This is a genomic window from Pantoea sp. S18, from assembly GCF_045689705.1.
GTDB classification, from domain to species: Bacteria; Pseudomonadota; Gammaproteobacteria; order Enterobacterales; family Enterobacteriaceae; genus Pantoea; species Pantoea symbiotica.
This window is the reverse complement of the sequence record NZ_CP142689.1, coordinates 607,309-627,468: the sequence shown is the minus strand read 5'-3', so window position 1 is coordinate 627,468 and position 20,160 is coordinate 607,309. Positions and strand designations below refer to the sequence as shown.

Genomic DNA, 20,160 nt, shown 5'->3' with positions numbered 1-20,160 from the left:
ATTGCTATGTTTGCTGACATCATCAAAAAAACAAAAATAAAGGCCTGGTCAAAATATCTCCCAGAACTCACTAATGAAAATAAAAAAACAGTTGATCCGTATGATTACTACTCTGTTTTTTTCAGAGATATTAATGACAATCGATACCGTCTTGATGGGGTCATTAAAAATGCTGAAGATGTGGAATATTATGTATTGCTTCTGGACAGAAAAACTAACAAAACGCTAAAAGTAAATTTGATTACGTTAACTGAAATGAAGAGTGAAATCATACACTATCGAAAAAATAGCGCATCAACTTATACCAGTATTTCCCAGTTCTGTTTAGACTATCACACCAAAGTCTTATATATCAAATTACTACTCAGTGAATCAAAAGGATCATTACTGTCACTGTTCATATCTGATACAACGAATTTTAGCCACGACAGGTATGCTATTTTAAAGCTCTTATTAGAAGAACATATAAGACTCAAACCCAGTCGGGATAGTAGAGGATTTACTGAAGATGATATCTTATCCGTTATCTATGGAAGATTGTGGCACAAGAATATACTTAAGGAAGAATATAGGGTCAAGCTTAGATTGTTGCTTGAGTCTTTGATCATAACAAATGATTTATGTCTTTCCGAAGGTTTTTATTACATCCAAAGTAAGTCAGTTAATACAGTAGTGGGTTATGAGACGGCATCATCATTACAAGAAAGACAATTAAAAATCCAAAAAAATTTATACAGATTTATTATTGTTCTCACTGCACTTCTGGTGATTGTTGTATTGGTTCTGCTTGCATTGGCTGGAATTGTTAACCTCCAGGTCCTCTGGACTAAAATATTAGAAGTTAAACCTATCCGTTTTTTACTGAAGTTCATCTAATCCATAAAAGACGAGAGGTTAATCATTGATAAAAAACCTCAAGAGAAAACTGTAAAAAAACGAATTTATTATCTGAAGAATCAACTGATGAATAATGTGCAATCTAATTAAAAAATAATTCAATGACTATCACCAAATGCAGTATAGACCTTTTAAAATGACAATCATAATTACAGCATCGATAAAATATTCAATATGTCCCTTAGAGCTCATGTAGGCTTGTATATTAATTATTTATTTTATGACCCTAAGATTGCGATTTTCCAAGATAAATTCATGATATTGATTTAAATTTCCGGAAGATGCCTGACCGGAATCGGTTCACGCTTCGATGCTGCAACATTATACAATCTCCTTTTCAAAATGCATTTAGGGCACGGTGAAACTTTCTTAAAGTTATTTCTTGCAATACTTAATGCAACAACGAACTGCTCATGCCTACCTAATAATATCATGTCATCTTTATTGGAAAGATAAAACGGACATGTGCCATTGTGAATTAAATGATGTGTATTTTCAATTTTGGATATGCTGATGTAGTAAGTGTATTTCATTATGATTTTTCTCATGGGAGTTAGCACTGGTAGGATGACTCACATAAGCAGATTTGTTAAGTGATTTTTTTCAATACAGCTCATTTGTGTGTTAATGATTTCGTTGTCTTTTATAGGGCTATGATTTTATTTGTTTTTTTTTGTGTTATTACAGGCCTAAACTCTGTAGATATTAAAAACTTATACTTGAGTCAGTACTGCGTTGGATTATTAATAATATGGCAAAAAAGACTTCACTAAGTGAGTTAGTCTAAAGTTTGTACTCAAGAAAGATCATTTATACTATGTTATAAAGAATTTTTGAGCGTGAACTGTTCTCGAATTTCGGCTGAATACTAAAAATAAACATCTAAAGTGTGTACCCACGCGGTATGAGGAACAGCCCGAGGCTAAGTTAAGTTTGCTATTGTCCGCTGCAGTAGTCTCAAGCGATAACAGAAACCCGGAACCACGTAGTAATGTCTTAAGGATTGAGTTCACCCGGCGACAAATTTCTGGTGCCCAGGTTTTATTGCTCTAATGGCCCTTTGCCGATATGTATCGCCAGTAGCTGACTGCAAGAGAAAAGAAGGAAAAGCACGCTCCTGTTATGAGGCTGCAGTTGATTGGATCATTCACATTGATGTTAAAAAACAGTGCAACCAGTGCCGAACCCACAATCTGACCCAGCAGCCTCGAGCTTCCTAACAGACCGCTGGCGACGCTGGTATTTTCATCGTTCACTGAAGTCATGATGAGATAGTTATTCGGTGACTGAAAAAGTCCGAAGCCCGCACCACATAGCGCGACTCGCCAGATAATATCAATATTTCCGGGTTCCGCCGGCAGGGCAGCGGTCAGCAGCATGCCGGCAAACAACAACCCAAGACCTGCGGCTCCAATGATATTACAGTGATATTTTTTCAGCAGATTGCCTGCCAGAACCGAAGTAAACATTGTTGCCAGTGGCCAGGCAGTCAGAAGTAACCCTGTTGACACGATATCGCGATGGAGCACATCGTGAAGGTAGAAGGGCAGCGATACATAGGCCAGCAGTTGTGTTGCATAGGAGAGCGCTGACATCAGAAGTGAGAGGCTTAACGTTTTACTGTGGAAGACGGCTACAGGTATCAGCGCCTTTTCGACCTTGTGCTTCTGGTTCAGGTAAAAAGTTTCCAGTAACAATACAAAAACAGTCAGGCTCCCCATCGCAAAAAACATCTTCTGCCGCGTCAGGCCGAAAACAGTGCATGAGAAAAGAAGACCAAGCATAAATACGATGATGGCTCCTGTGCGATCAAACGTTCTCTTTTCAGCCGGGCTCTTATTCAGAAAGACCACGCTAATCAGTAACGATACTGCCGCAACAGGTACATTGATGGTGAAAAGCCAGTTCCAGCTCGCCACAGCAAGGATGGCAGAGGCAATAGATGGCCCGGCCGCTGCGGCAACGGATACCAGCATAACGTTCACGCCCAAACCTCTGCCCAGCAGGCTTGCGGGATAGATAGCTTTGATCAGTGCCGCATTCACGCTCAAAATCGCCGCTGCACTGAAACCCTGTACCACGCGAAATACCGTCAGCATTTCCAGACTTTCAGATAGCGCGCAGCCCAGTGATGACAGCGCGAATAAGAGTACGCCTGTATTAAATACGCGCGTGATACCCACGGATTTTCCCAGTGCCGCCAGTGGAAGCAGTGATGCGACCACGGCGAACTGATAAGCATTGACGATCAGAATGGAGTTGGACTCACTGATTGAAAACTCTCGCGCAATCACTGGGAGCGCGACATTGGCGATTGTACTGTCGAGCATCGCAATGACCGTGCTTAACGATACTGCGTTGATGGCCATCAGGTTCAGTGTGTTACCCGTGCTCACATCCTTATTCATGGGTTTTCCTTGGTCTTAACGGCTTAGTGAGAGACATATTAAAACCAGAATACATCCCTTCCGGACACAGGTAGCCGGTTCTGGCACTGGCAAATGATGTCGGGACAATGCACATATTTGCGCACACGAGATTCGTAATCCTGAATTTATCCGCTTCTGCTTGAAGAAATAGTTAACTCGTGGAGCTGCTGGTTATTCTCGCCCGCGATTAGGGTATGAGAGCAGCATGACGTTGATGGCAACATTGAGGCATATGCCAATAATACAAATCGTGAGTTGTTTATCAGGAAACATCTGGCATAGCTTTTCACTTACATTGAGGCAGGTATAGATTGTCGCTGCGATAGTCCAGCCTTTGATAAAGTAATCCATGTATGATTCTCCTGCAGAGTGCCAGAAATTCTGCTTTCTGATTTTGAAAAAAACCTCCACCTGTTAAGCAAGGGCAGTGAAATTTCTCAGGGTTGTGTTAATTAACGCTGTTATGGGCTTCCTCGTTTTTTGATGCTAATTTTTTCGGGTTTTATCGTTTTCGTCTGAAAAGGCTAGTGTGAGTTATTTCTGGTTAAGTTATCTGAGTTTACTTTAAGGGTAAGTATTGAGTGCTCGTGGCAGTACTGATGTTTTGTTATTGATTTTTGTTTATGCAGAATTAAATAAGCGGGTGTGTTACTGTTGTCTGGGGGATATTATGCCAGACCTGTAAAGCCTCATGATTTGAAGTCTTTATAGATAAACTTAAACGCATTTATTAGTGTACCCGGCTTGATGCCGGGGGGATTGGACAGCGGACTATGACGGCACAGGTCAGATGATGTCTGTTATCTGGCTGCAGATGTTTCTATGGGTGCGTACAGGGCATAACGGCATCAGGGCTCTTGCCTTGCAAGATATATTGTTCATCCTCGGCAGCGCTACATGCTTAATCTAAAAAAATATTCCCCGAATGCACTTTCTTCACACCCGCCCTTTGTCATGAAGCGAAAAGCGCAGTTATCCTCTGTAACTACTGCTTTTTTGATTTTGTCCCTTTTTTAAATCTTTAAGTTTTTGGTGCTTTCGGTTGGGATCCAGTCGATGGGGTTTTGCCTCATCACCAGAGATGTTTTTATCAGGTACTGCAAAGATAAAATTTTCATACCCTTCTATGTAACCGGAATGGATCGAATGAACAGTATCAGGGTTTAGCCATAAATTATTATCAGGCTCGGCACTGCATTTTGTCAGTGAATATAATGAGAGAACGAACGTACATACCATTTTTTTAAACATGATAATTCATCTGGTTACTATTAATGGGTGAAGGGATTTTATGTCAGAGTTATGCTGCTGGTCAATTCATCATCCGATGTGAATTATCTAAGAGTTACACCTGTAAGTTACTCTTAAAAAACTCATAAATAAAGTTTGATGTTTTCTGCAATAGCATGAATTCAATGTCCTTAATTTCTTTTATAAAGGATGCGTCAGGATGTAACAATTGGTCAGGCAACCTCAAGATGTATTGATTGAGTGGAATTATCATGTTCTCATCATTATTCCGGGGCAGTATAAATAAGCTCTTCAACTCGACAGGTTAGGGAAGATATTATAGTGCTCAGCAAAAATGGTTACCTTCTTGTGCTCGGTGAACGAAATATTGAAACATTGGGTTTTTTCAGTCTTATCGATGACCTGAGTTATCTGCATTCAACGCATGCCGTTTATGTCCGGGATGAGCGTGATTTTTTCAGAAGGCAGCCTTGTTTTCGCGAAGATGTTAGCTTCAGCGCGATCGTGTGCATTTCAGCGAACATATTCTTTCCGGGATGGTTTAATACTTTCCTCTTCCTTCAAAGAAAAACGCGTGGGCGGATTTTGATTTATATCAATGATGAACGTTATCTGTGTGACAAGAAAAAACGGCTTATCAGTAGAATAGCTAACACTGAATGTACGCTTTATTCATCTATGCCGGTAAACAGCCTCAGAGTTGCACTCGTGGATGCATTGAATGGCCGAATAAGAAACGATCACGCATGCCACCTGTCGTTGCGCGAACTCTCGATTATCGATGGTTACATCAAGGGGATGAAAGCCCCTGCGCAGTCCCTCCAGTTAAACGTAAATGTCAAAACCATATATCAGCACAGAAAAAACTGCGCTAACAAACTCGGCCTGAAAAGCCTTAAGGACCTGATGTCACCAACGGTGCAAAAGTGATCCACCCTAACGGTTGAAAATTGATCCAGGGGTTAATCTGCTCTCCTGTACAAGGAGAGCCTATGATCACTTTTGAGAGTCGCATGGAAATAAAGATTCTGCATAAACGTGGTATGAGCTGCCGGGCAATTGCCAGAGAGCTTGGGTTATCACGCAATACTGTTCGTCGCCATCTGATGGCTAAATCGGAACCACCGCGCTATACATCTCGTCCAGCCGCGGGATCCGTTCTCGATGAATTTCGAACGTATATACAGCAGCGTGTTCGCGAAGCGCATCCCTATAAAATCCCGGCTACCGTCATTGGCCGTGAAATTCGTGAACTGGGCTACAAAGGTGGGATGACAATTCTCAGACAATATGTTCGCTCGTTGGCAGCACCTGAGATGCCGGAACCTGTTGTTCGCTTTGAAACTGAGCCGGGAAAGCAGATCCAGGTTGACTGGGGGACCATGCGAAATGGGAAAAGCCCTTTGCATGTCTTCGTTGCCGTTCTCGGCTTCAGCCGGATGCTCTATATCGAGTTCACCAACAATATGGCTTATGACACGCTGGAAAAATGCCATCGCAATGCCTTTCACTTCTTTGGTGGCGTCCCGCAGGAGATCCTTTACGACAACATGAAGACAGTCGTGCTGGAGCGTGATGCTTACCAGCCGGGAGGCCACCGCTTTAACCCTTCTCTCTGGCAGTTCGGTAAGGAAATGGGCTTCATCCCCCGGTTGTGCAGGCCATATCGGGCACAGACAAAAGGAAAAGTTGAACGCATGGTGCAATATACCCGCAACAGCTTCTACATCCCGCTGATGACGCGCCTGAAACCTATGGACATCGTTGTTGATGTTGAGACGGCTAATCGCCATGGGCTGCGCTGGTTATATGATGTTGCGAATCAGCGAGTTCATGAAACGATAAAAACACGTCCCTGCGATCGCTGGACTGAAGAGCAGCAGGCTATGCTGGCGCTACCGCCAGATAAGAAAATCTTTGACGTTCAGGTCAGAGAAAATCTGACAACCTTCGATATGCATCCTCTGCACCATCCTCTGTCGATCTACGACTCTTTCAGTCAGGGAGTTGCCTGATGGTTGAACTTCAGCACCAGCGGTTAATGTCACTGGCCGATCAGCTCCAGCTGGAAAGTCTTATTAGTGCAGCACCGGCGCTATCACAACAGGCTGTGGCCCAGGAATGGAGTTACATAGACTTCCTTGAGCATCTGCTTCATGAGGAAAAGCTTGCGAGACATCAGCGCAAACAGGCGATGTATACGCGTATGGCAGCCTTCCCTGCAGTGAAAACCTTTGAAGAATATGACTTTACGTTCGCGACTGGAGCACCTCAAAAGCAACTTCAGTCGTTGCGCTCGCTGAGCTTTATAGAGCGCAACGAGAACGTTGTTCTGCTGGGACCATCAGGTGTGGGAAAAACACATCTGGCCATTGCAATAGGCTATGAGGCCGTCCGCGCAGGAATAAAAGTTCGTTTTACAACAGCTGCGGATCTCCTGCTTCAACTGTCGACGGCACAGCGTCAGGGACGGTACAAAAACACGTTACATCGTGGAGTAATGGCGCCGAAGTTGCTCATCATAGATGAAATAGGCTATCTACCATTCAGCCAGGAGGAAGCTAAATTATTTTTCCAGGTCATAGCAAAGCGCTACGAGAAGAGTGCAATGATCCTGACATCTAACCTGCCGTTCGGGCAGTGGGATCAAACGTTCGCTGGAGATGCTGCTCTGACATCAGCAATGCTGGACCGCATTTTACATCACTCACATGTTGTCCAGATAAAGGGGGAAAGTTATCGACTAAAGCAGAAAAGAAAAGCTGGCGTCATCGCCGAAGCTAATCTTGAGTAAAACGGTGGATCAATATTAGACCGTTAGTGGTGATGAAAAATGGATCATTTTTAACCCGTTATTGACACTATATCTTAAGAAGGTTATACCGAGAGATTATTTAGATTCACAATAGGTTATCCTTTTTGTTAATTCCTTTAAGTCCCGAACTGCATCATTCAACCTATCTGGCCGTCATGAATGAAATGGTATAGCAGTGTCCAGGCAGGACCGTAACGTCCGTTCTTCGCTCATTGCAGACCGTGCAGCGCACAGGTCAGCTTAGCGTCAATAGCGGACATTTTGTAAGCTCTCCTGGATAAATTGAAAATATGATCATGTGTAAACTTGAGCTTAATTTTAACTCTCAAGAAAAAAACTTCAGCGGAGAACATCTAATTGTTTACTCATATGCGTATTGCCAAACCCGTCTCCAATCTTGAACGATCTTTTCTGATGTACAGTCAGGGACTGGATTTACACAAAATAGCTGAATTCAATGATCATGACGGTTTCAATGGACTGATGTTAGGACGGAAGGGCTTAGACTGGCACATTGAATTCACCTTTTGCCTTAGTCATCCCATTCAACCTCTGCAAACTGAGGAAGATTTACTCGTTCTTTATTATTCAGATGAAAATGCGTGGGTAGATGCCTGTGCAAGGATGATAGAAGCCGGATTCAACATGACGAATTCATTTAACCCTTACTGGGATATCAACGGAAGGACATTTGTTGACCCAGATGGATACAGAGTGGTTATCCAAAATAAGGCATGGGTATAATTTCAATTATTATTGCCGGTCCACTGGCCGTCTTGCTGCAAACCTGACGGTCTGCTCCTCGCTCAAAGCGGACGGTTATCAAATTAGTTGTCCGCTTAGTGCCATGAGCGGAAATCGATGAAAATTCTGTGAATTAAACGTCACGAGATTTCTCTAATTTGATGTCAGTGCCATTGAGATCTGTTTCATTACCCCAACCGAGCTGCATATAAAATTTCGCCGCGCGACTATTCTTATCGGTTTCCAACCAGGCAATTTCATGATGTTGGAATAACTCCTGCTCGGCGAGCATAACAAGCCTGCGACCTATTCCTTTGCCTTCATACTCAGGCAGAACAAAGGCCGCAAACAAACAGCCTTCATCCGGAAATATCATGGAGAAGCCAATGATTTTATTATTTTCAGTCGCAACCCATGCGCAAAGACTTTTTTCAATCATATCGCCTACGACGCTTTCGGTAATACCCATCTGCCGCATCTCTTCACGGCTCAGGTGATTCTCGATTACCGATGTTCTGACGTCGAACATACCCTCGATATCAGAAAGTCGAGCTGTTCTTATGTGGAAACTCATTAGTCTTACTCCATGTATGACGAAATAATTTCGATAATAATGTCAAAAAAATCAACGGAATATATACTCTAAGGCGGCAAATTATGTCAGCTTTTCGCTCACAGCAGACGTCGTTTTCCTCGGGCTTGGCCGCTTTGTGATGTGAGTTCAACCGATGGATGCAACACACTTATTGAACCGCTCAGTTTTTAATGTAGAGAACGGCCTCCTAAAGTTAACCCAGCATATGATAAAAATAACATTCACTCATTTACAGTATTAACGCCTCTCTCTGGTCGCTGACGCATAGCGCCCGGCGGATAGCCATTGATGCGCTTAAAAGCTCTGCTAAACGCTGCCTGTGAGGCATAACCGAGGCGTAGAGCAACGGTATCGATTGAGATCTTATCGTGAATAATCCAGTGACCTGCGATGCGCATTCGTACTTCCCTTACATAGCGCAGAGGAGGTATGCCGATGATTGATTTGAAGCGTTCAGCAAAAACAGAACGCGACACATGCGACTGGGCCGCAAGCTCAGCAACAGACCACTCGCGACTCGTATCGCGATGAATGGACAGAATAGCCTGGGCAAGTCGTGGATCACGTAACGCAGCGATCAAGCCAGCGGCGTTCTCGCTGCCGTTTTCGATCCATCCACGCACAATCATGGCAGCCGCCACTTCTGCGAGGCGTGCCAGGATGCCCGCGAAGCCTGCGCGTCCAGAACAGATTTCAGCTTTCATCGCGCCCAAAACAGGAACCAGCCCCGGATAAATCTGTTCATTTGCCTCAACCACTATCGCTTGCGGCATCAGTTTACCAAGGCTCTGCATTCCACCAAGATCGAACTCCATACAACCATAAAACAGGACCGTGCTGGGTGTCGGGTGCGAACTCGGGCAGGTATCAATTCCGCTGACGGCCTCGCCTAAAGGAGCAGAGCCGAAAGTGTCGATATGTTGAAATGAGCAGCTGACATCCGATAAAAGCTGATGTTCCTCACCCTGCGGCATGAACACCATGCTGCCAGCTTTCAGTTCGTGCAACGTACCATCGCTTGTACGAAGCAGCGCAGTACCCACGGCGATGTAATGAAAATAGGCGTGTCCCGGCCTGTTGCTAAAACCGACGCCAAACTCAGAACCCGTCTGCAAACGTCGATACTGCACACCACGCAGGCGCATTTCCAGTAGCAACTCACTGATGAGCTCTGATGAAAGGGCAAAATGTTTATTTACATGCATATTCGGAGTTTCGGTTAAAAAATCAGGGTCAGGCATCATAGATCGTCCAGTTGCTCGACTCTAGACTTGGAGCTGTGATTTTTAACTCCAGAAAGAGTGTGTTATGAGAAACGAAGCAACTGAAGCTGTATCCGCGAGTTTAACGTGTTCTGAACCCAAAGAATCCGCATGGATGGCTGTGATATCACTGACTATGGGCGTATTTGGCTTACTGACAGCAGAATATCTTCCTGCCAGCCTGCTGACACCCATGGCCGCCGATCTCGGTGTGACGGAAGCGCTCGCTGGTCAGGCTGTGACAGTAACGGCTGTGGTGGCCCTGTTTGCGGGTCTGATGGTTCCCCGCCTGACGCGTAATTATGATCGCCGAACTGTTTTGCTGGGTTTTACCGTGCTGATGATTGCCTCTAACCTGCTTGTCGCACTTTCCTCTAGTCTGGCTGTTCTGTTAATCATGCGTATATTGCTGGGCATCGCGCTGGGAGGCTTCTGGAGCATGGCAGCTGCTGTAGCTATGCGGCTGGTTCCAGCTCAAAGCGTCCCGCGTGCTCTCTCCATTATTTTTAGCGGTATCGCTGTCGGAACCGTAGTTTCGATCCCACTGGGAAGCTATTTAGGTGGGCTTTATGGCTGGCGTAGCGCTTTTATCGCTGCAACCGCAGTAGGTGTGCTGACAATGCTCTTTCAGCTGTTTACCCTTCCCGGAATGGCTCCGCGTAAAATGATGGTAACGGCATCTGTCATGGATTTACTCCGCCGCCCAGGCATTGCGATGGGAATGACGGGGTGTGTAATTGCCCATACGGGTCAGTATGGGCTGTTTACCTATATTCGGCCGGCTCTTGAAAATATTGTTCAACTTGATGTGGATCGTTTGTCTTTGATACTGCTTGGATTTGGCGTCGCTAATTTTATCGGCACGCTGCTGGCCGGGTGGCTGATGGAGAAAAGCCTGCGTCTTACCCTGATACTGATGCCAGCGCTTGTTGGTGTGGCGGCATTAAGTATGATTTTGCTGCCGCTGGAGGAAACAGGATTGATGTTGTTCGTCGCGTTGTGGGGGATGGCATTTGGTGGCGTACCCGTTGCGTGGTCAAACTGGGTAGCGCGTTCCGTTCCCGATCAGGCTGAAACCGCTGGCGGCATGGTAGTCGCAGCCGTTCAGTCCTCGATTGCTGCGGGTGCAGCGTTGGGAGGTTTACTTTTTGGTATCAGCGGCGTAACAGGTGTTTTCATCACCGCGGGTTGCATAATGTTTTTTGCAACGCTAGTTATAGGACTAAAGGTGAGGGACACGCTGACCTGAACATTTCCCTACAACAACGCGTCAAATGAAGGCCAGCTGCATCCTTTATTGATTTAAGAATGACGTTACCGCGCGGGAAAACCGTTCTGGTTGATCAAGCATGACAAAGTGAAAGCTGTCATCGATGCGCGTGAAATGGATATCGGATGCAGATGCATAGGCTTGACGGTACATGGCATCCACGCTGGCTGCAGAAACGCCGAATAAAGCGTCATACGCGTACACGATCTCCATCGGCGCTTTGATGCGGGCGAGTTCGGGGCGCAGATCGGTAATCATCAGTTCATACACGGCATCCGCAACTGTTTTGCGATCAGAATTGAGTCCCGCAGTCACCAAAGCTGGTCTCACCGCCTCAGTCTTCGCTAAGCGAATGATGGATGTTTTCTGAAACTCCTTGAATTGCTCCGGCGACTGTCCCAGCAGCCAATCCCGCGTCGCTGTGGCATGCCGTGCAGCAGTCTCGGTGGTCGCCGCAGGATCAATCATCAACGTATAGAATGGCAAGGCATCGACGATCATCAAACGACTGACCTGGTCGGGATGACGGGCCCCGATCATCAGGGCAATCTCACCCCCAAGCGAATGGCCAATGATTACCGGTGCTGTGATGTGCTGCGTTTGAATGTAATCTGCGATGGAATCAACTGCCGGAGCGATGACCTTGCCATCTGGATTGGAAAGGGCAGGTGTGCTTGCAAAACCGGCAAGTTCAATAAGATGAACTCGGTGGCTTTTACGTAAAGTTGCTGCTAAATCAGCCCAAACTTCGCGAGACGACGCCAGCCCCGGAATCAATATGACATCCGGTCCTGAGCCTTGCGTCTCTACAGAGATGCGTTGCGAGTTTGAATGCACTGCAGGTATCGGCTGAGTTTCTGACGCTGAAACTAAGACGGACATCAATAGAAGCGCCCCTCCGAACGTGGCACGTATATTTGCGCTAGGCATGAATTTAGTCCTTTTTATTTTATCCTTGCTAAACCGGGTTTGGCTGACATAAGAGTATGTCATAAAAGGTAAAATTATTAAGGGATGGATAAAAAGGTTTTTAATGTGCCGGTTATAGTTTCGTGTCAAAAATGTGGGTAACTGGCAGTATTCTGAGTTGAATAACAGGGAGTAATCTACCTGCCATAAGTAATTTGGACTGTATCCGTTTAAATAAACGTTTTATTTTTGTCAGTCTCAAAACCCATATATATCGCATTGAGTCGCTTCCTGAACAACACGGGATCGTGCTCCAGGCAAATTCGCGCGAGTGAATTTTTAGCGCGATCTGATACGATTATTCTGTCGCTGATGATTTGCAATATGTATGTTTTCAGCTGAGATACGATGGCACTTCTCAGAACGGTTTTGTCCCTCAATGAGGCTACCGTTAGCTCTAACATCGGATTCAGGGGGCAGCGGATCAACCAGCCGGCATTTTCTGGATTGATTTCTGGCAGTGCCCGGACATTCGTTGTTATAACCGGGCAGCCGCATGCCTGCATCTCCAGAACGGAAAAGCCGTACGTCTCCTGCCAGGTTGGAAGCAGCCCGACATCAGAAGTCTTAATTAACGCCAGCACCGCGTCGTTGGTCAACGACGTATGGTGACGGAATATCGGGCAATCACGCAGCTTATCTTCCACGCATTTTCTAAAAACGTCGTCGTCCTGGAATGCCTGGTGAGCCACGTTATGCGTTCTACCAAGATCACCAACCAGATTAACGCGCACGTCGTTCACACTTATCAGGTTTTCCCTCAATAGCTGGGTAAAGGCCAGCACAACTTCTGCACCTCCCTTGCGATAGAACTCATTACCCACGAAGGTGAAAGTCACCGGTCCTTCCTGAACCATCACGCTTTTTTTATGCAGGATCGGTTGCGGAGGATGGAGTACGTGCAGTTTGGGCCCGATAATGGCCTGCTCTGTGGGAAAATGATCCAGCAGCCGCAGCTGGATCTGCCGTGTGGCTTCTGAGATAGCGATGATGCCCTTACAGCGCGGAGAGCAGACGTACCTGAGTTCCCGCGCCAGTTCGGGGTTGGCAAATTTTTGTACTCCGCCAACGGGCAGAACACGGGGCAGTTCGGTTTCAAAGGTCGCCACCCAGTCACCTGACCCCGCAGAGACTTCATTAAAAAGGTGGATAATGTCCGCATCAACGGAAGAGATCAGGGGCAATGGACGGAAAATAAAGAGCTTATTTTTATGTAATAAGCGCTGCCTTATGACGTTAATCCAGGTCCAGATGTTTCTTGGACGGTAATCAATATAGCGATGTGAAGGGTCTGTAATGATGTTTCTCTTTTCCGGGTAGCCATTACCACCCACGATAATCTTCATGCTTCCCCCTGCTGGCGAGTGAAAAAAATTAACAGGATTAATTGAAATATTTTTGCAATTAAAAATGGTAAATAGGTATTTGGGTTCTATATGTAGTTATGGTGTTTAAGAAAAAGCCTGAATGCGTCATGGTTGCACAGGTTGTTGATACCAAAGAAAAATCCGCCCGACACTGCTGCTTCCCGACACGCTTAATTATGCACGAACATGCAGGCAAAAGACGTGTATTTGCAGATGTTTAATGGCTTTCCAGAATACTTCGGGAGAGAGAGTACCAATGCTAATTAAAAAGTTATGTGGCTGATAATCGATGAAACAGGATATCTGCCTTGCGTTAAGCAAGAATTCAATCTGTTTTATCAGGTAATAGAAAATTATTATGAGAAGAGTGCAATAAGCCTGAAAGCTGGGAAAGCCTCTAATTAAATATTGTCCCGATCCTTTTGATCTACCCAAAAAAAAGAGCCTGCGGATGCTTAGGGCTCTTATCCCCTAAATTCTCAGCGTATCAATCACCGCGCGCAAAGCGGGCGACACATTGCGATGTGGATAATAGAGAAATGAACCTTCCAGACGTTGGCTGTAACGTTGCAGTACTCTGATCAGTTTCCCTTGTTCCAGATCCTCAGATACCAACTCTTCCGGGACGTAAGCCAGCCCCAGACCCAGAGTGGCGGCTTTTGCTTCCATATAGCTGTCAGCAAAAACCCATTGGCCTTGCGGCCGATGGGTGATTTTTTTTCCATCCAGATTGAGTTCCCATGCGTACAGGCTGCCATCACCAAACTGGTAAGCGATGCAGGGATGAACGGCTAAATCAGTAGGGACTTGCGGAAAGCCGTAGCGGCGAAAATGTTCTGGCGTACCAACAACGACCATCTCCATGTCGGGCGAAATGCGTACAGCAATCATACCATTGCCCACTTCTGGACCCAGACGTACACCCGCATCGAATCTCTCTGCAATAATATCGAAAAACCGGCTTTCGCTGATGATTTCCAGCCTGATATCCGGGTACCCGAAGATGCAGAGGCCGGTGGTGGCCTGATGGTTGCTGTCATCCAGCTCTCCATTGCGCTGGGTTCAACAGCAGGAGGTCTGATATTCGACAGCCTAGGATGGCAAAGTGCTTTCGGCTTGAGTGGTTTATTACTGCTTGGTGCGGTGGCAATGACGTTTGAGATATTCCGTCAAGATTGCAACACGCGCTAGCGCAATTAAATTCTTTCAGGCGTGCTGTTTGCCATAGCATTCGGAGTAAAGCCGAATATACGATTTTCGTTCATAAAAGACATTTGTCAGTCGAAAAGCCAGTAAGGCCTGGAGCCATAAACCTCCAGAAAGTAATCAATAACCGCTCTGACATTCAGCGGTGGATGACGGGCATTCGGATAAATAGCGGCAATATGTTGCGGCTCTGTTTTTATGGCAGCTTCAAGATTGGGCATAATTCTGACTAGCTCCCCTTTATGAATGCTGTCTCCAATCAGCCAGTCCGGGAAGAGCACCATCCCCATTCCATCTAACGCGGCGGTAAGAAGCGTCTCTGCATTGTTAGAAATCAGCAATGCAGATACCGGGTAGTGAACCCAGCTGTCATTCTGTTCTCTGAATAACCATCGGTTAGGGCCGGATGAGCCCGCATAAACCAGACATTTATGCTGCGCTAAATCTGAAGGGATAACGGGCTTTCCCCACTTTTGAACGTATTTAGGAGACGCAACAAGATGGTAGCGCTGGGTGCAGAATACGCGAGCGTGAAATGATGAGTCGGTAAGTGTCCCAATGCGAAAAATAATGTCGGAAGCATCGCGGTGGGGATCGATGTAGTCATCTGTCTGAGCCAACTCGATCAACAGCTTAGGGTAGCGCTCGCATAGGCCTGTCAGCCAGGGCGCAATGTGCCGCTGTCCAAAAAAAACTGGCGCATTAATTCTTATTAACCCTGAAGGCTCAAGCGATCTGTCCTGCAGTTCTTTTCTTGCCTCGCTGAGCTGCTCACACATTATTCGGGCATATTCTACGAACAATCGTCCAGCTTCTGTTGGAATGACAGCGCGGGTATTACGATAGAACAGCTGCTGTCCGAGAGTATCTTCCAGCTGCAGAATCACTCGCGACACCATCGACGCTGATACTCCTTCTCTCCTGGCAACCACTGAAAAGCTTTGCGAGTCAAAAACACCAATAAAAAACAATAGACTACGAAAGTTTATTGAACTGGCATCATACATTATCTCGATTCCTGCAAAGGTGTTTCACGAATTATACTGTTTTTCATTACTTTGAGCGTCACTATCATCAGCCTCCTAAACCAAGTTGGAGACTGTTTTATGCAGCTTTTATTCATATTACTCGTCGTTGCAGGCGGGATGGGATTATCCGTTGAAGCCGGATTATTAGGACCACTGGGGAGTGAAGTTGGAGATTTGTGGGCCACATTCAGTATTTTTGGTGTCGGTGCAGCGCTCACATTCATGCTGATGCTTTTCTTCAGTCCGCGTAATAGCCCCTCTTTTTTCTCGCAACCTACGTGGACGTTAGTAGGCGGCATTCTTGGACCGGTATATGTGGTGATTCTCACCATTGCTGTTCCCAGTATTGGTATTGCGATGACCATGATCGGCATTTTAGCCGGGCAAGTGTTTAAAAGTCTGGTGATTGACCACTACGGACTTTTTGGTACCGCTCACCGCAAAATTGACCAGAAACGAATCATTGCACTTATTTTTATTGTTGCTGCGCTGGCTCTTGTGGCAAAAGGCTGAGGTGAAATTATGAATATTTTGATGATCATTCTTGCAGTGGTTGGTGGAGCATTTCTGAGTATGCAGGCCGCAATCGGTGGAAAGTTGGGCTGCAATGTTGGCGTGTTCCGAAGTGCATTCCTGACGTTTTCTACCGGGGCATTGGTAACCGCTCTGTTAATCTTTTTCTTTGAACCAAAGCATGCCCTTACGCTGCTTGATGTACCAAAATGGCAGTTACTAGGCGCGCTCTGTGGTGTGCCTTATATCGTTATTATGGTTATTGCAGTCCAGCGGATCGGCTCAGCTGTAGCAACCGTTGCGGTTATCTTTGGGCAGTTGGCAATGAGCATGCTGATCGATAACTTCGGTTGGTTAGGAAATGAAGCAATTCACTTTTCCTCAACACGACTGGGAGCAGTAATGTGCTTGGGGATTGCGCTGTTCTTTATCTACTCGAGCAGTAAAGCCAAAACAGCTCCGGTGGATAAGTCGATGAATAAAGCCACCGTAGGCGACTGAGAAAACAGCAGCGAGTCAGGCACTATTGCACAACGCTTATTACCGGATTAGCGGCTCAGGATCTATTGCTAATCCGGTTCATCAGACCAGATATATACTCATCGATATGGCGTAACACCCAACGTCAGGGCATTACGCCATACCCGTTGCAAAACACGCCTACGCTTTTCTCTTACTCTCGTGATTGTCTAATTGCCGGCTGAACTCTTCCGCTGAACAACGTTGCTGTAATGCTTCCAGTAACAACTGCTGTTGTGTTTTGGGGACCAGGCCTCCCAGTGGTGGATCGGTATCCAGATTGGTCGGGAAGGAGTAGCCTTCACCGCTCGCCGCCACAATTGCCTGTAACTGTTCATCGCTCAGATCTTTACTCAGCAGGGTTGGATAAATCGCTTCCATCACGTTAACGTGATTCACTTTCTCCATGGTTTTGCCAAAAGCGGATGAGACCTGCAGTAAATTGGCCGTACGCACGTGATCCTGCGTGACATTATTGCCGGCGGCATGGAACAGAGCCGGATTGAAGAACAGCCCATCACCTTTTTTCAGCGGCAGCTGAATGGCATGCTGCTGGAAGAATTCAATAAAGCGCGGATCGCGCCACGCCAGATATCCCTCAGCATACTGCTGCGACCAGGGCAAAAGTTGCGTCGGACCTGATTCAATCGGCATATCACTGTGAGCCACTGCGCCCTGTAGCGTCAGGTATTGCGACAGGATCTGCAACGGCAGCGGGAAGCGAGCAACCACGTCATTTACCTGGAAACCGAGATGGTAATCCCGATGCGGCTGCTGCGCTTTGCCGCCCGGACGCACCTGATTGACCTGCGCCGTAATTTCATATCCAGGCCCAACCCAGGCTTCACAAATCAGCGCCAGCAACGGATTGCTATAGTAATCGATGAAGGCATCAGCATCCCGCTCCGCCACTTTTTGCAGCGCATTCCAGATACGCCCGTTGCTGCCCGCTTTGGCAAAGTGATCGCCACCGCCGCCGTTTGCCGCTTCACTGGCGAGGATATCCTCAAAGACTTTACTGCTGCGATCAACGGCTGATACATCGCCATATAACCCCTGAACTACCAGGACGCCGGGGCCGCTGGACAAGGCACGATGCAGTTCAGCCAGCATAGTTTGACGGTCTGCTGTTGCAGCCGCCAGCAGGTCGTCACGATGATAGATCAGCACATTTTTATCAGCCGAACGTGCCAGCGGGAAATCGTCTTTACGCAGGGTTTGCGCGCAAATCGTGGCGAAATCATCGAGAGAAATGTGGCTGTCGTTAATGTAGATATTCTTCATTTTTTTGCCTCACAGAGTCAGAGCATGTGATGGCTGGAAGCCACCGTTATCACCGCAACCAACCACACTTTGATCGAAATCGATCACCGCACCCGTCATCATTCCTGACTCCTCAGAAAGGAGAAATGCGACGCCACGCGCGACTTCGGCTGGTTTCAGCAGGCGACCAAAAGGCTGCGCCTGCTCAGCGTTGCGAAGCCAGTTTTCATCAGCGTCATGATATTGCCGCTGGATGTCGTGCTCGTGCGGCGTATCCATCCAGCCAATATTCAGACCGTTTACCCGGATGCGATTGCGCATGGCGCTGAAGGCCACATTTTTGGTCAGCGTGACCAGCGCACCTTTGGATGCGGCGTATGCCGTTAAGAAGCTCTGGCCGCCGTGGGAAGTCATGGTGATGATATTGACGATGCTGCCTTCAATGCCTTTGGCAATCATCAGTTTGATCGCCGCCTGCATCAGGAAAAAAGGCGCGCGAACGTTGACGGCCATAATCGCATCAAATAATTCCGGGGAAGTGTTGAGGATGGTGCCGCGATCGGACATGCCTGCGCAGTTCACCAGCCCGTGCAGGGTTCCAAACGCGTTTTCTGCGGTCGCCACCACGTTTTCGCAGGCTTCTGGCGAGCTGATATCCGCTTCAACAAATATCACTTCACAACCGGTTTGGCTGAGGATATCCACCTGTTCGTGTCCGGCTTTAACGTTACGACCGCAAATCACAATGCCACGGGCTCCGCGAATTGCCAGAAGACTGGCAACGGCTGCGCCTAATCCCTGTGTTCCGCCGGTCACGACGAACACTTTGTTTTTAAATCTGCTGCTTTCACTCAGGCTCATTCGTTGTCCTTTGTTATTTTGGGTGAGGTAAGGTCTGTCTGCTTGCTCACAATGACCTTAGCAATTACATTCGATTAACAATACGGCCACACAACCTCAAAAAGACCTCAAATTATGGCAAGGTCATTCTCCATTAAACAAATCGCGGCGCAGTCTGGCGTCAGCAAAGCCACGGTAGACAGAGCATTGCATCAGCGCGGCAGTGTCAGTCCACGCACTGCCCGACGCATTGCTCAGGCGATCCGCGACCTGGAATTACAGCAGCGCGCCAGCCTGGCAAGCGGTCGCACGCTACCGATCGATCTGGTCATGCATGCACCAGAACGATTCAGTTCGTTAGTGCTGGCGGCGCTGCTTAGTCAAATCAACAGCTTCGCACCTTTCCGACTGACGTTGCGTTGCCACATTTTTGAAGAAATCTCGCCTGAAGAGCTGCAGCGTGAGCTGCGCCGCTGTGGCAATGACAGTTATGGCGTGCTGCTCAAAGCAAGCGATCACCCTTTGCTGCAGAGTACGATTGCGGAGCTGGCGGCGCTCAATGTTCCGGTGGTAACGCTCGTTACTGATTTACCGTCCAGCGAGCGCATCAGCTATGTCGGCATGGATAATGAAGGTGCCGGTCGAACGGCGGCCTGGCTGATGTCGCGGTGGCTGCCTGCTGCCGTGCAAACGGTCGCCGTTGTGATTAGCAGCACGGGTTTTCGTGGAGAAGAGCAGCGAATGGAGGGCTTCATTCAGGCGTTAAGTCAGCGAGCGCCGTATTTGCAGATTAAAGCTGTCAGTGAAGGTTACGGTATCGATTCACTCACTTTTACGCAGATGTGCACAGCGCTGGAACAGGATCCCTCAATCCAATCTATTTACAGCGTGGGGGGCGGAAATAGTGCCATTTTGCAGGCTTTTTCAGCGATGCACCGCGAGGTAAACGTTTTCATTGGCCATGATCTGGATGAAGAAAATCGCCGGCTACTGGCTGCTGAAGAGATGGATGCGGTGATTGACCATGATCTTCATGAAGATGCGCGATCGGCGTTTAAAGCAATCCTGCGTTTTCACGGTTTTTTGCCCGAAGCCGAATATGAAACGGCATCATCACGCGTTATAGTCGTCACGCCGTTCAATATTTGAGGCACTAGCGATTGCTAAGTGGCAATATCGACGCCAAACCGCT

At 46.9% G+C, this 20,160-nt stretch carries 19 protein-coding genes and 3 pseudogenes; 11 read left to right on the top strand and 11 right to left on the bottom strand.

Annotated elements, in window-relative coordinates; all coding sequences use genetic code 11:
- Positions 1–6: 6 nt before the first annotated feature.
- On the top strand, positions 7–876 hold the full coding sequence (locus tag VIJ98_RS22765; RefSeq protein WP_323271584.1) for a hypothetical protein: 870 nt from the start codon (positions 7–9) through the stop codon (positions 874–876).
- A gap of 1,070 nt (positions 877–1,946) precedes the next feature.
- Here VIJ98_RS22765 and VIJ98_RS22760 read toward each other — a convergent pair.
- The 3 genes from VIJ98_RS22760 to VIJ98_RS22750 all read right to left on the bottom strand — a co-directional run bounded on the left by VIJ98_RS22760 (position 1,947) and on the right by VIJ98_RS22750 (position 4,577).
- Positions 1,947–3,305, bottom strand: a complete 1,359-nt coding sequence (locus tag VIJ98_RS22760) for an MFS transporter (RefSeq protein ID WP_323271583.1) — start codon at positions 3,303–3,305, stop codon at positions 1,947–1,949.
- 192 nt (positions 3,306–3,497) lie between these two features.
- Positions 3,498–3,677: a hypothetical protein gene (locus tag VIJ98_RS22755; RefSeq protein ID WP_154157626.1), complete on the bottom strand. Its 180-nt coding sequence runs from the start codon at positions 3,675–3,677 to the stop codon at positions 3,498–3,500.
- 621 nt (positions 3,678–4,298) lie between these two features.
- On the bottom strand, positions 4,299–4,577 hold the full coding sequence (locus tag VIJ98_RS22750; RefSeq protein WP_154157628.1) for a hypothetical protein: 279 nt from the start codon (positions 4,575–4,577) through the stop codon (positions 4,299–4,301).
- Positions 4,578–4,898: 321 nt separating this feature from the next.
- Between VIJ98_RS22750 and VIJ98_RS22745 the strand changes: the two genes are divergently transcribed.
- The 4 genes from VIJ98_RS22745 to VIJ98_RS22730 all read left to right on the top strand — a co-directional run bounded on the left by VIJ98_RS22745 (position 4,899) and on the right by VIJ98_RS22730 (position 8,136).
- Positions 4,899–5,507, top strand: a complete 609-nt coding sequence (locus VIJ98_RS22745) for a LuxR C-terminal-related transcriptional regulator (RefSeq protein WP_323271582.1) — start codon at positions 4,899–4,901, stop codon at positions 5,505–5,507.
- A 62-nt stretch (positions 5,508–5,569) separates the two neighbouring features.
- Positions 5,570–6,592 carry an IS21 family transposase gene (gene istA / locus VIJ98_RS22740; protein WP_323271581.1) on the top strand — a complete coding sequence of 341 codons (1,023 nt, stop codon included), beginning with the start codon at positions 5,570–5,572 and terminating at the stop codon, positions 6,590–6,592.
- Positions 6,589–7,371: an IS21-like element helper ATPase IstB gene (istB, locus tag VIJ98_RS22735; protein ID WP_323271807.1), complete on the top strand. Its 783-nt coding sequence runs from the start codon at positions 6,589–6,591 to the stop codon at positions 7,369–7,371. The genes istA and istB overlap by 4 nt, the downstream gene beginning before the upstream one ends.
- A gap of 390 nt (positions 7,372–7,761) precedes the next feature.
- Positions 7,762–8,136: a VOC family protein gene (locus VIJ98_RS22730; RefSeq protein ID WP_323271580.1), complete on the top strand. Its 375-nt coding sequence runs from the start codon at positions 7,762–7,764 to the stop codon at positions 8,134–8,136.
- A 133-nt stretch (positions 8,137–8,269) separates the two neighbouring features.
- Here VIJ98_RS22730 and VIJ98_RS22725 read toward each other — a convergent pair whose 3' ends face one another.
- The gene (locus VIJ98_RS22725; protein ID WP_323271579.1) at positions 8,270–8,710 is read right to left on the bottom strand and encodes a GNAT family N-acetyltransferase; all 441 of its coding nucleotides are present in this window, start codon (positions 8,708–8,710) and stop codon (positions 8,270–8,272) included.
- Between the two features lie 242 nt (positions 8,711–8,952).
- Positions 8,953–9,975: an AraC family transcriptional regulator gene (locus VIJ98_RS22720; protein ID WP_323271578.1), complete on the bottom strand. Its 1,023-nt coding sequence runs from the start codon at positions 9,973–9,975 to the stop codon at positions 8,953–8,955.
- Between the two features lie 64 nt (positions 9,976–10,039).
- On the opposite strand from VIJ98_RS22720, the gene VIJ98_RS22715 reads away from it, so the two are divergent.
- On the top strand, positions 10,040–11,242 hold the full coding sequence (locus tag VIJ98_RS22715) for an MFS transporter (RefSeq protein WP_323271576.1): 1,203 nt from the start codon (positions 10,040–10,042) through the stop codon (positions 11,240–11,242).
- Positions 11,243–11,287: 45 nt separating this feature from the next.
- Here VIJ98_RS22715 and VIJ98_RS22710 read toward each other — a convergent pair whose 3' ends face one another.
- Positions 11,288–12,193 (bottom strand): alpha/beta hydrolase, encoded by a 906-nt coding sequence (locus tag VIJ98_RS22710; protein WP_323271575.1) that lies wholly within the window; start codon positions 12,191–12,193, stop codon positions 11,288–11,290.
- Between the two features lie 209 nt (positions 12,194–12,402).
- Positions 12,403–13,578 (bottom strand): glycosyltransferase, encoded by a 1,176-nt coding sequence (locus VIJ98_RS22705; RefSeq protein ID WP_154156987.1) that lies wholly within the window; start codon positions 13,576–13,578, stop codon positions 12,403–12,405.
- Positions 13,579–13,878: 300 nt separating this feature from the next.
- On the opposite strand from VIJ98_RS22705, the pseudogene VIJ98_RS22700 reads away from it, so the two are divergent.
- Positions 13,879–13,980: pseudogene (locus tag VIJ98_RS22700) on the top strand (ATP-binding protein); the annotation flags it as partial.
- Positions 13,981–14,070: 90 nt separating this feature from the next.
- Here the strand turns inward: VIJ98_RS22700 and VIJ98_RS22695 are convergent.
- Positions 14,071–14,595, bottom strand: a pseudogene (locus tag VIJ98_RS22695) (LysR substrate-binding domain-containing protein); the annotation flags it as partial.
- On the opposite strand from VIJ98_RS22695, the pseudogene VIJ98_RS22690 reads away from it, so the two are divergent.
- Positions 14,593–14,790 (top strand): annotated as a pseudogene (locus tag VIJ98_RS22690) (MFS transporter); the annotation flags it as partial. The pseudogenes VIJ98_RS22695 and VIJ98_RS22690 overlap by 3 nt on opposite strands.
- An 86-nt stretch (positions 14,791–14,876) precedes the next feature.
- On the opposite strand, the gene VIJ98_RS22685 reads toward VIJ98_RS22690, so the two are convergent.
- A complete protein-coding gene (locus tag VIJ98_RS22685; protein WP_323271574.1) occupies positions 14,877–15,812 on the bottom strand; it encodes a LysR substrate-binding domain-containing protein in 936 nt (311 codons plus the stop codon).
- 99 nt (positions 15,813–15,911) lie between these two features.
- Between VIJ98_RS22685 and VIJ98_RS22680 the strand changes: the two genes are divergently transcribed.
- Both VIJ98_RS22680 and VIJ98_RS22675 read left to right on the top strand, forming a co-directional pair.
- Positions 15,912–16,346 carry a DMT family transporter gene (locus VIJ98_RS22680; RefSeq protein ID WP_154156990.1) on the top strand — a complete coding sequence of 145 codons (435 nt, stop codon included), beginning with the start codon at positions 15,912–15,914 and terminating at the stop codon, positions 16,344–16,346.
- 9 nt (positions 16,347–16,355) lie between these two features.
- Complete coding sequence (locus VIJ98_RS22675) at positions 16,356–16,847, top strand: DMT family transporter (RefSeq protein WP_323271573.1); 492 nt, start codon at positions 16,356–16,358, stop codon at positions 16,845–16,847.
- A gap of 159 nt (positions 16,848–17,006) precedes the next feature.
- On the opposite strand, the gene VIJ98_RS22670 is transcribed toward VIJ98_RS22675, so the two are convergent.
- Both VIJ98_RS22670 and VIJ98_RS22665 read right to left on the bottom strand, forming a co-directional pair.
- Positions 17,007–18,149, bottom strand: a complete 1,143-nt coding sequence (locus VIJ98_RS22670; protein WP_154156992.1) for a phytanoyl-CoA dioxygenase family protein — start codon at positions 18,147–18,149, stop codon at positions 17,007–17,009.
- A gap of 9 nt (positions 18,150–18,158) precedes the next feature.
- Complete coding sequence (locus tag VIJ98_RS22665; RefSeq protein WP_154156993.1) at positions 18,159–18,989, bottom strand: SDR family oxidoreductase; 831 nt, start codon at positions 18,987–18,989, stop codon at positions 18,159–18,161.
- Positions 18,990–19,103: 114 nt separating this feature from the next.
- Between VIJ98_RS22665 and VIJ98_RS22660 the strand changes: the two genes are divergently transcribed.
- The gene (locus VIJ98_RS22660) at positions 19,104–20,117 is read left to right on the top strand and encodes a LacI family DNA-binding transcriptional regulator (RefSeq protein ID WP_323271571.1); all 1,014 of its coding nucleotides are present in this window, start codon (positions 19,104–19,106) and stop codon (positions 20,115–20,117) included.
- Positions 20,118–20,160 lie beyond the last annotated feature (43 nt).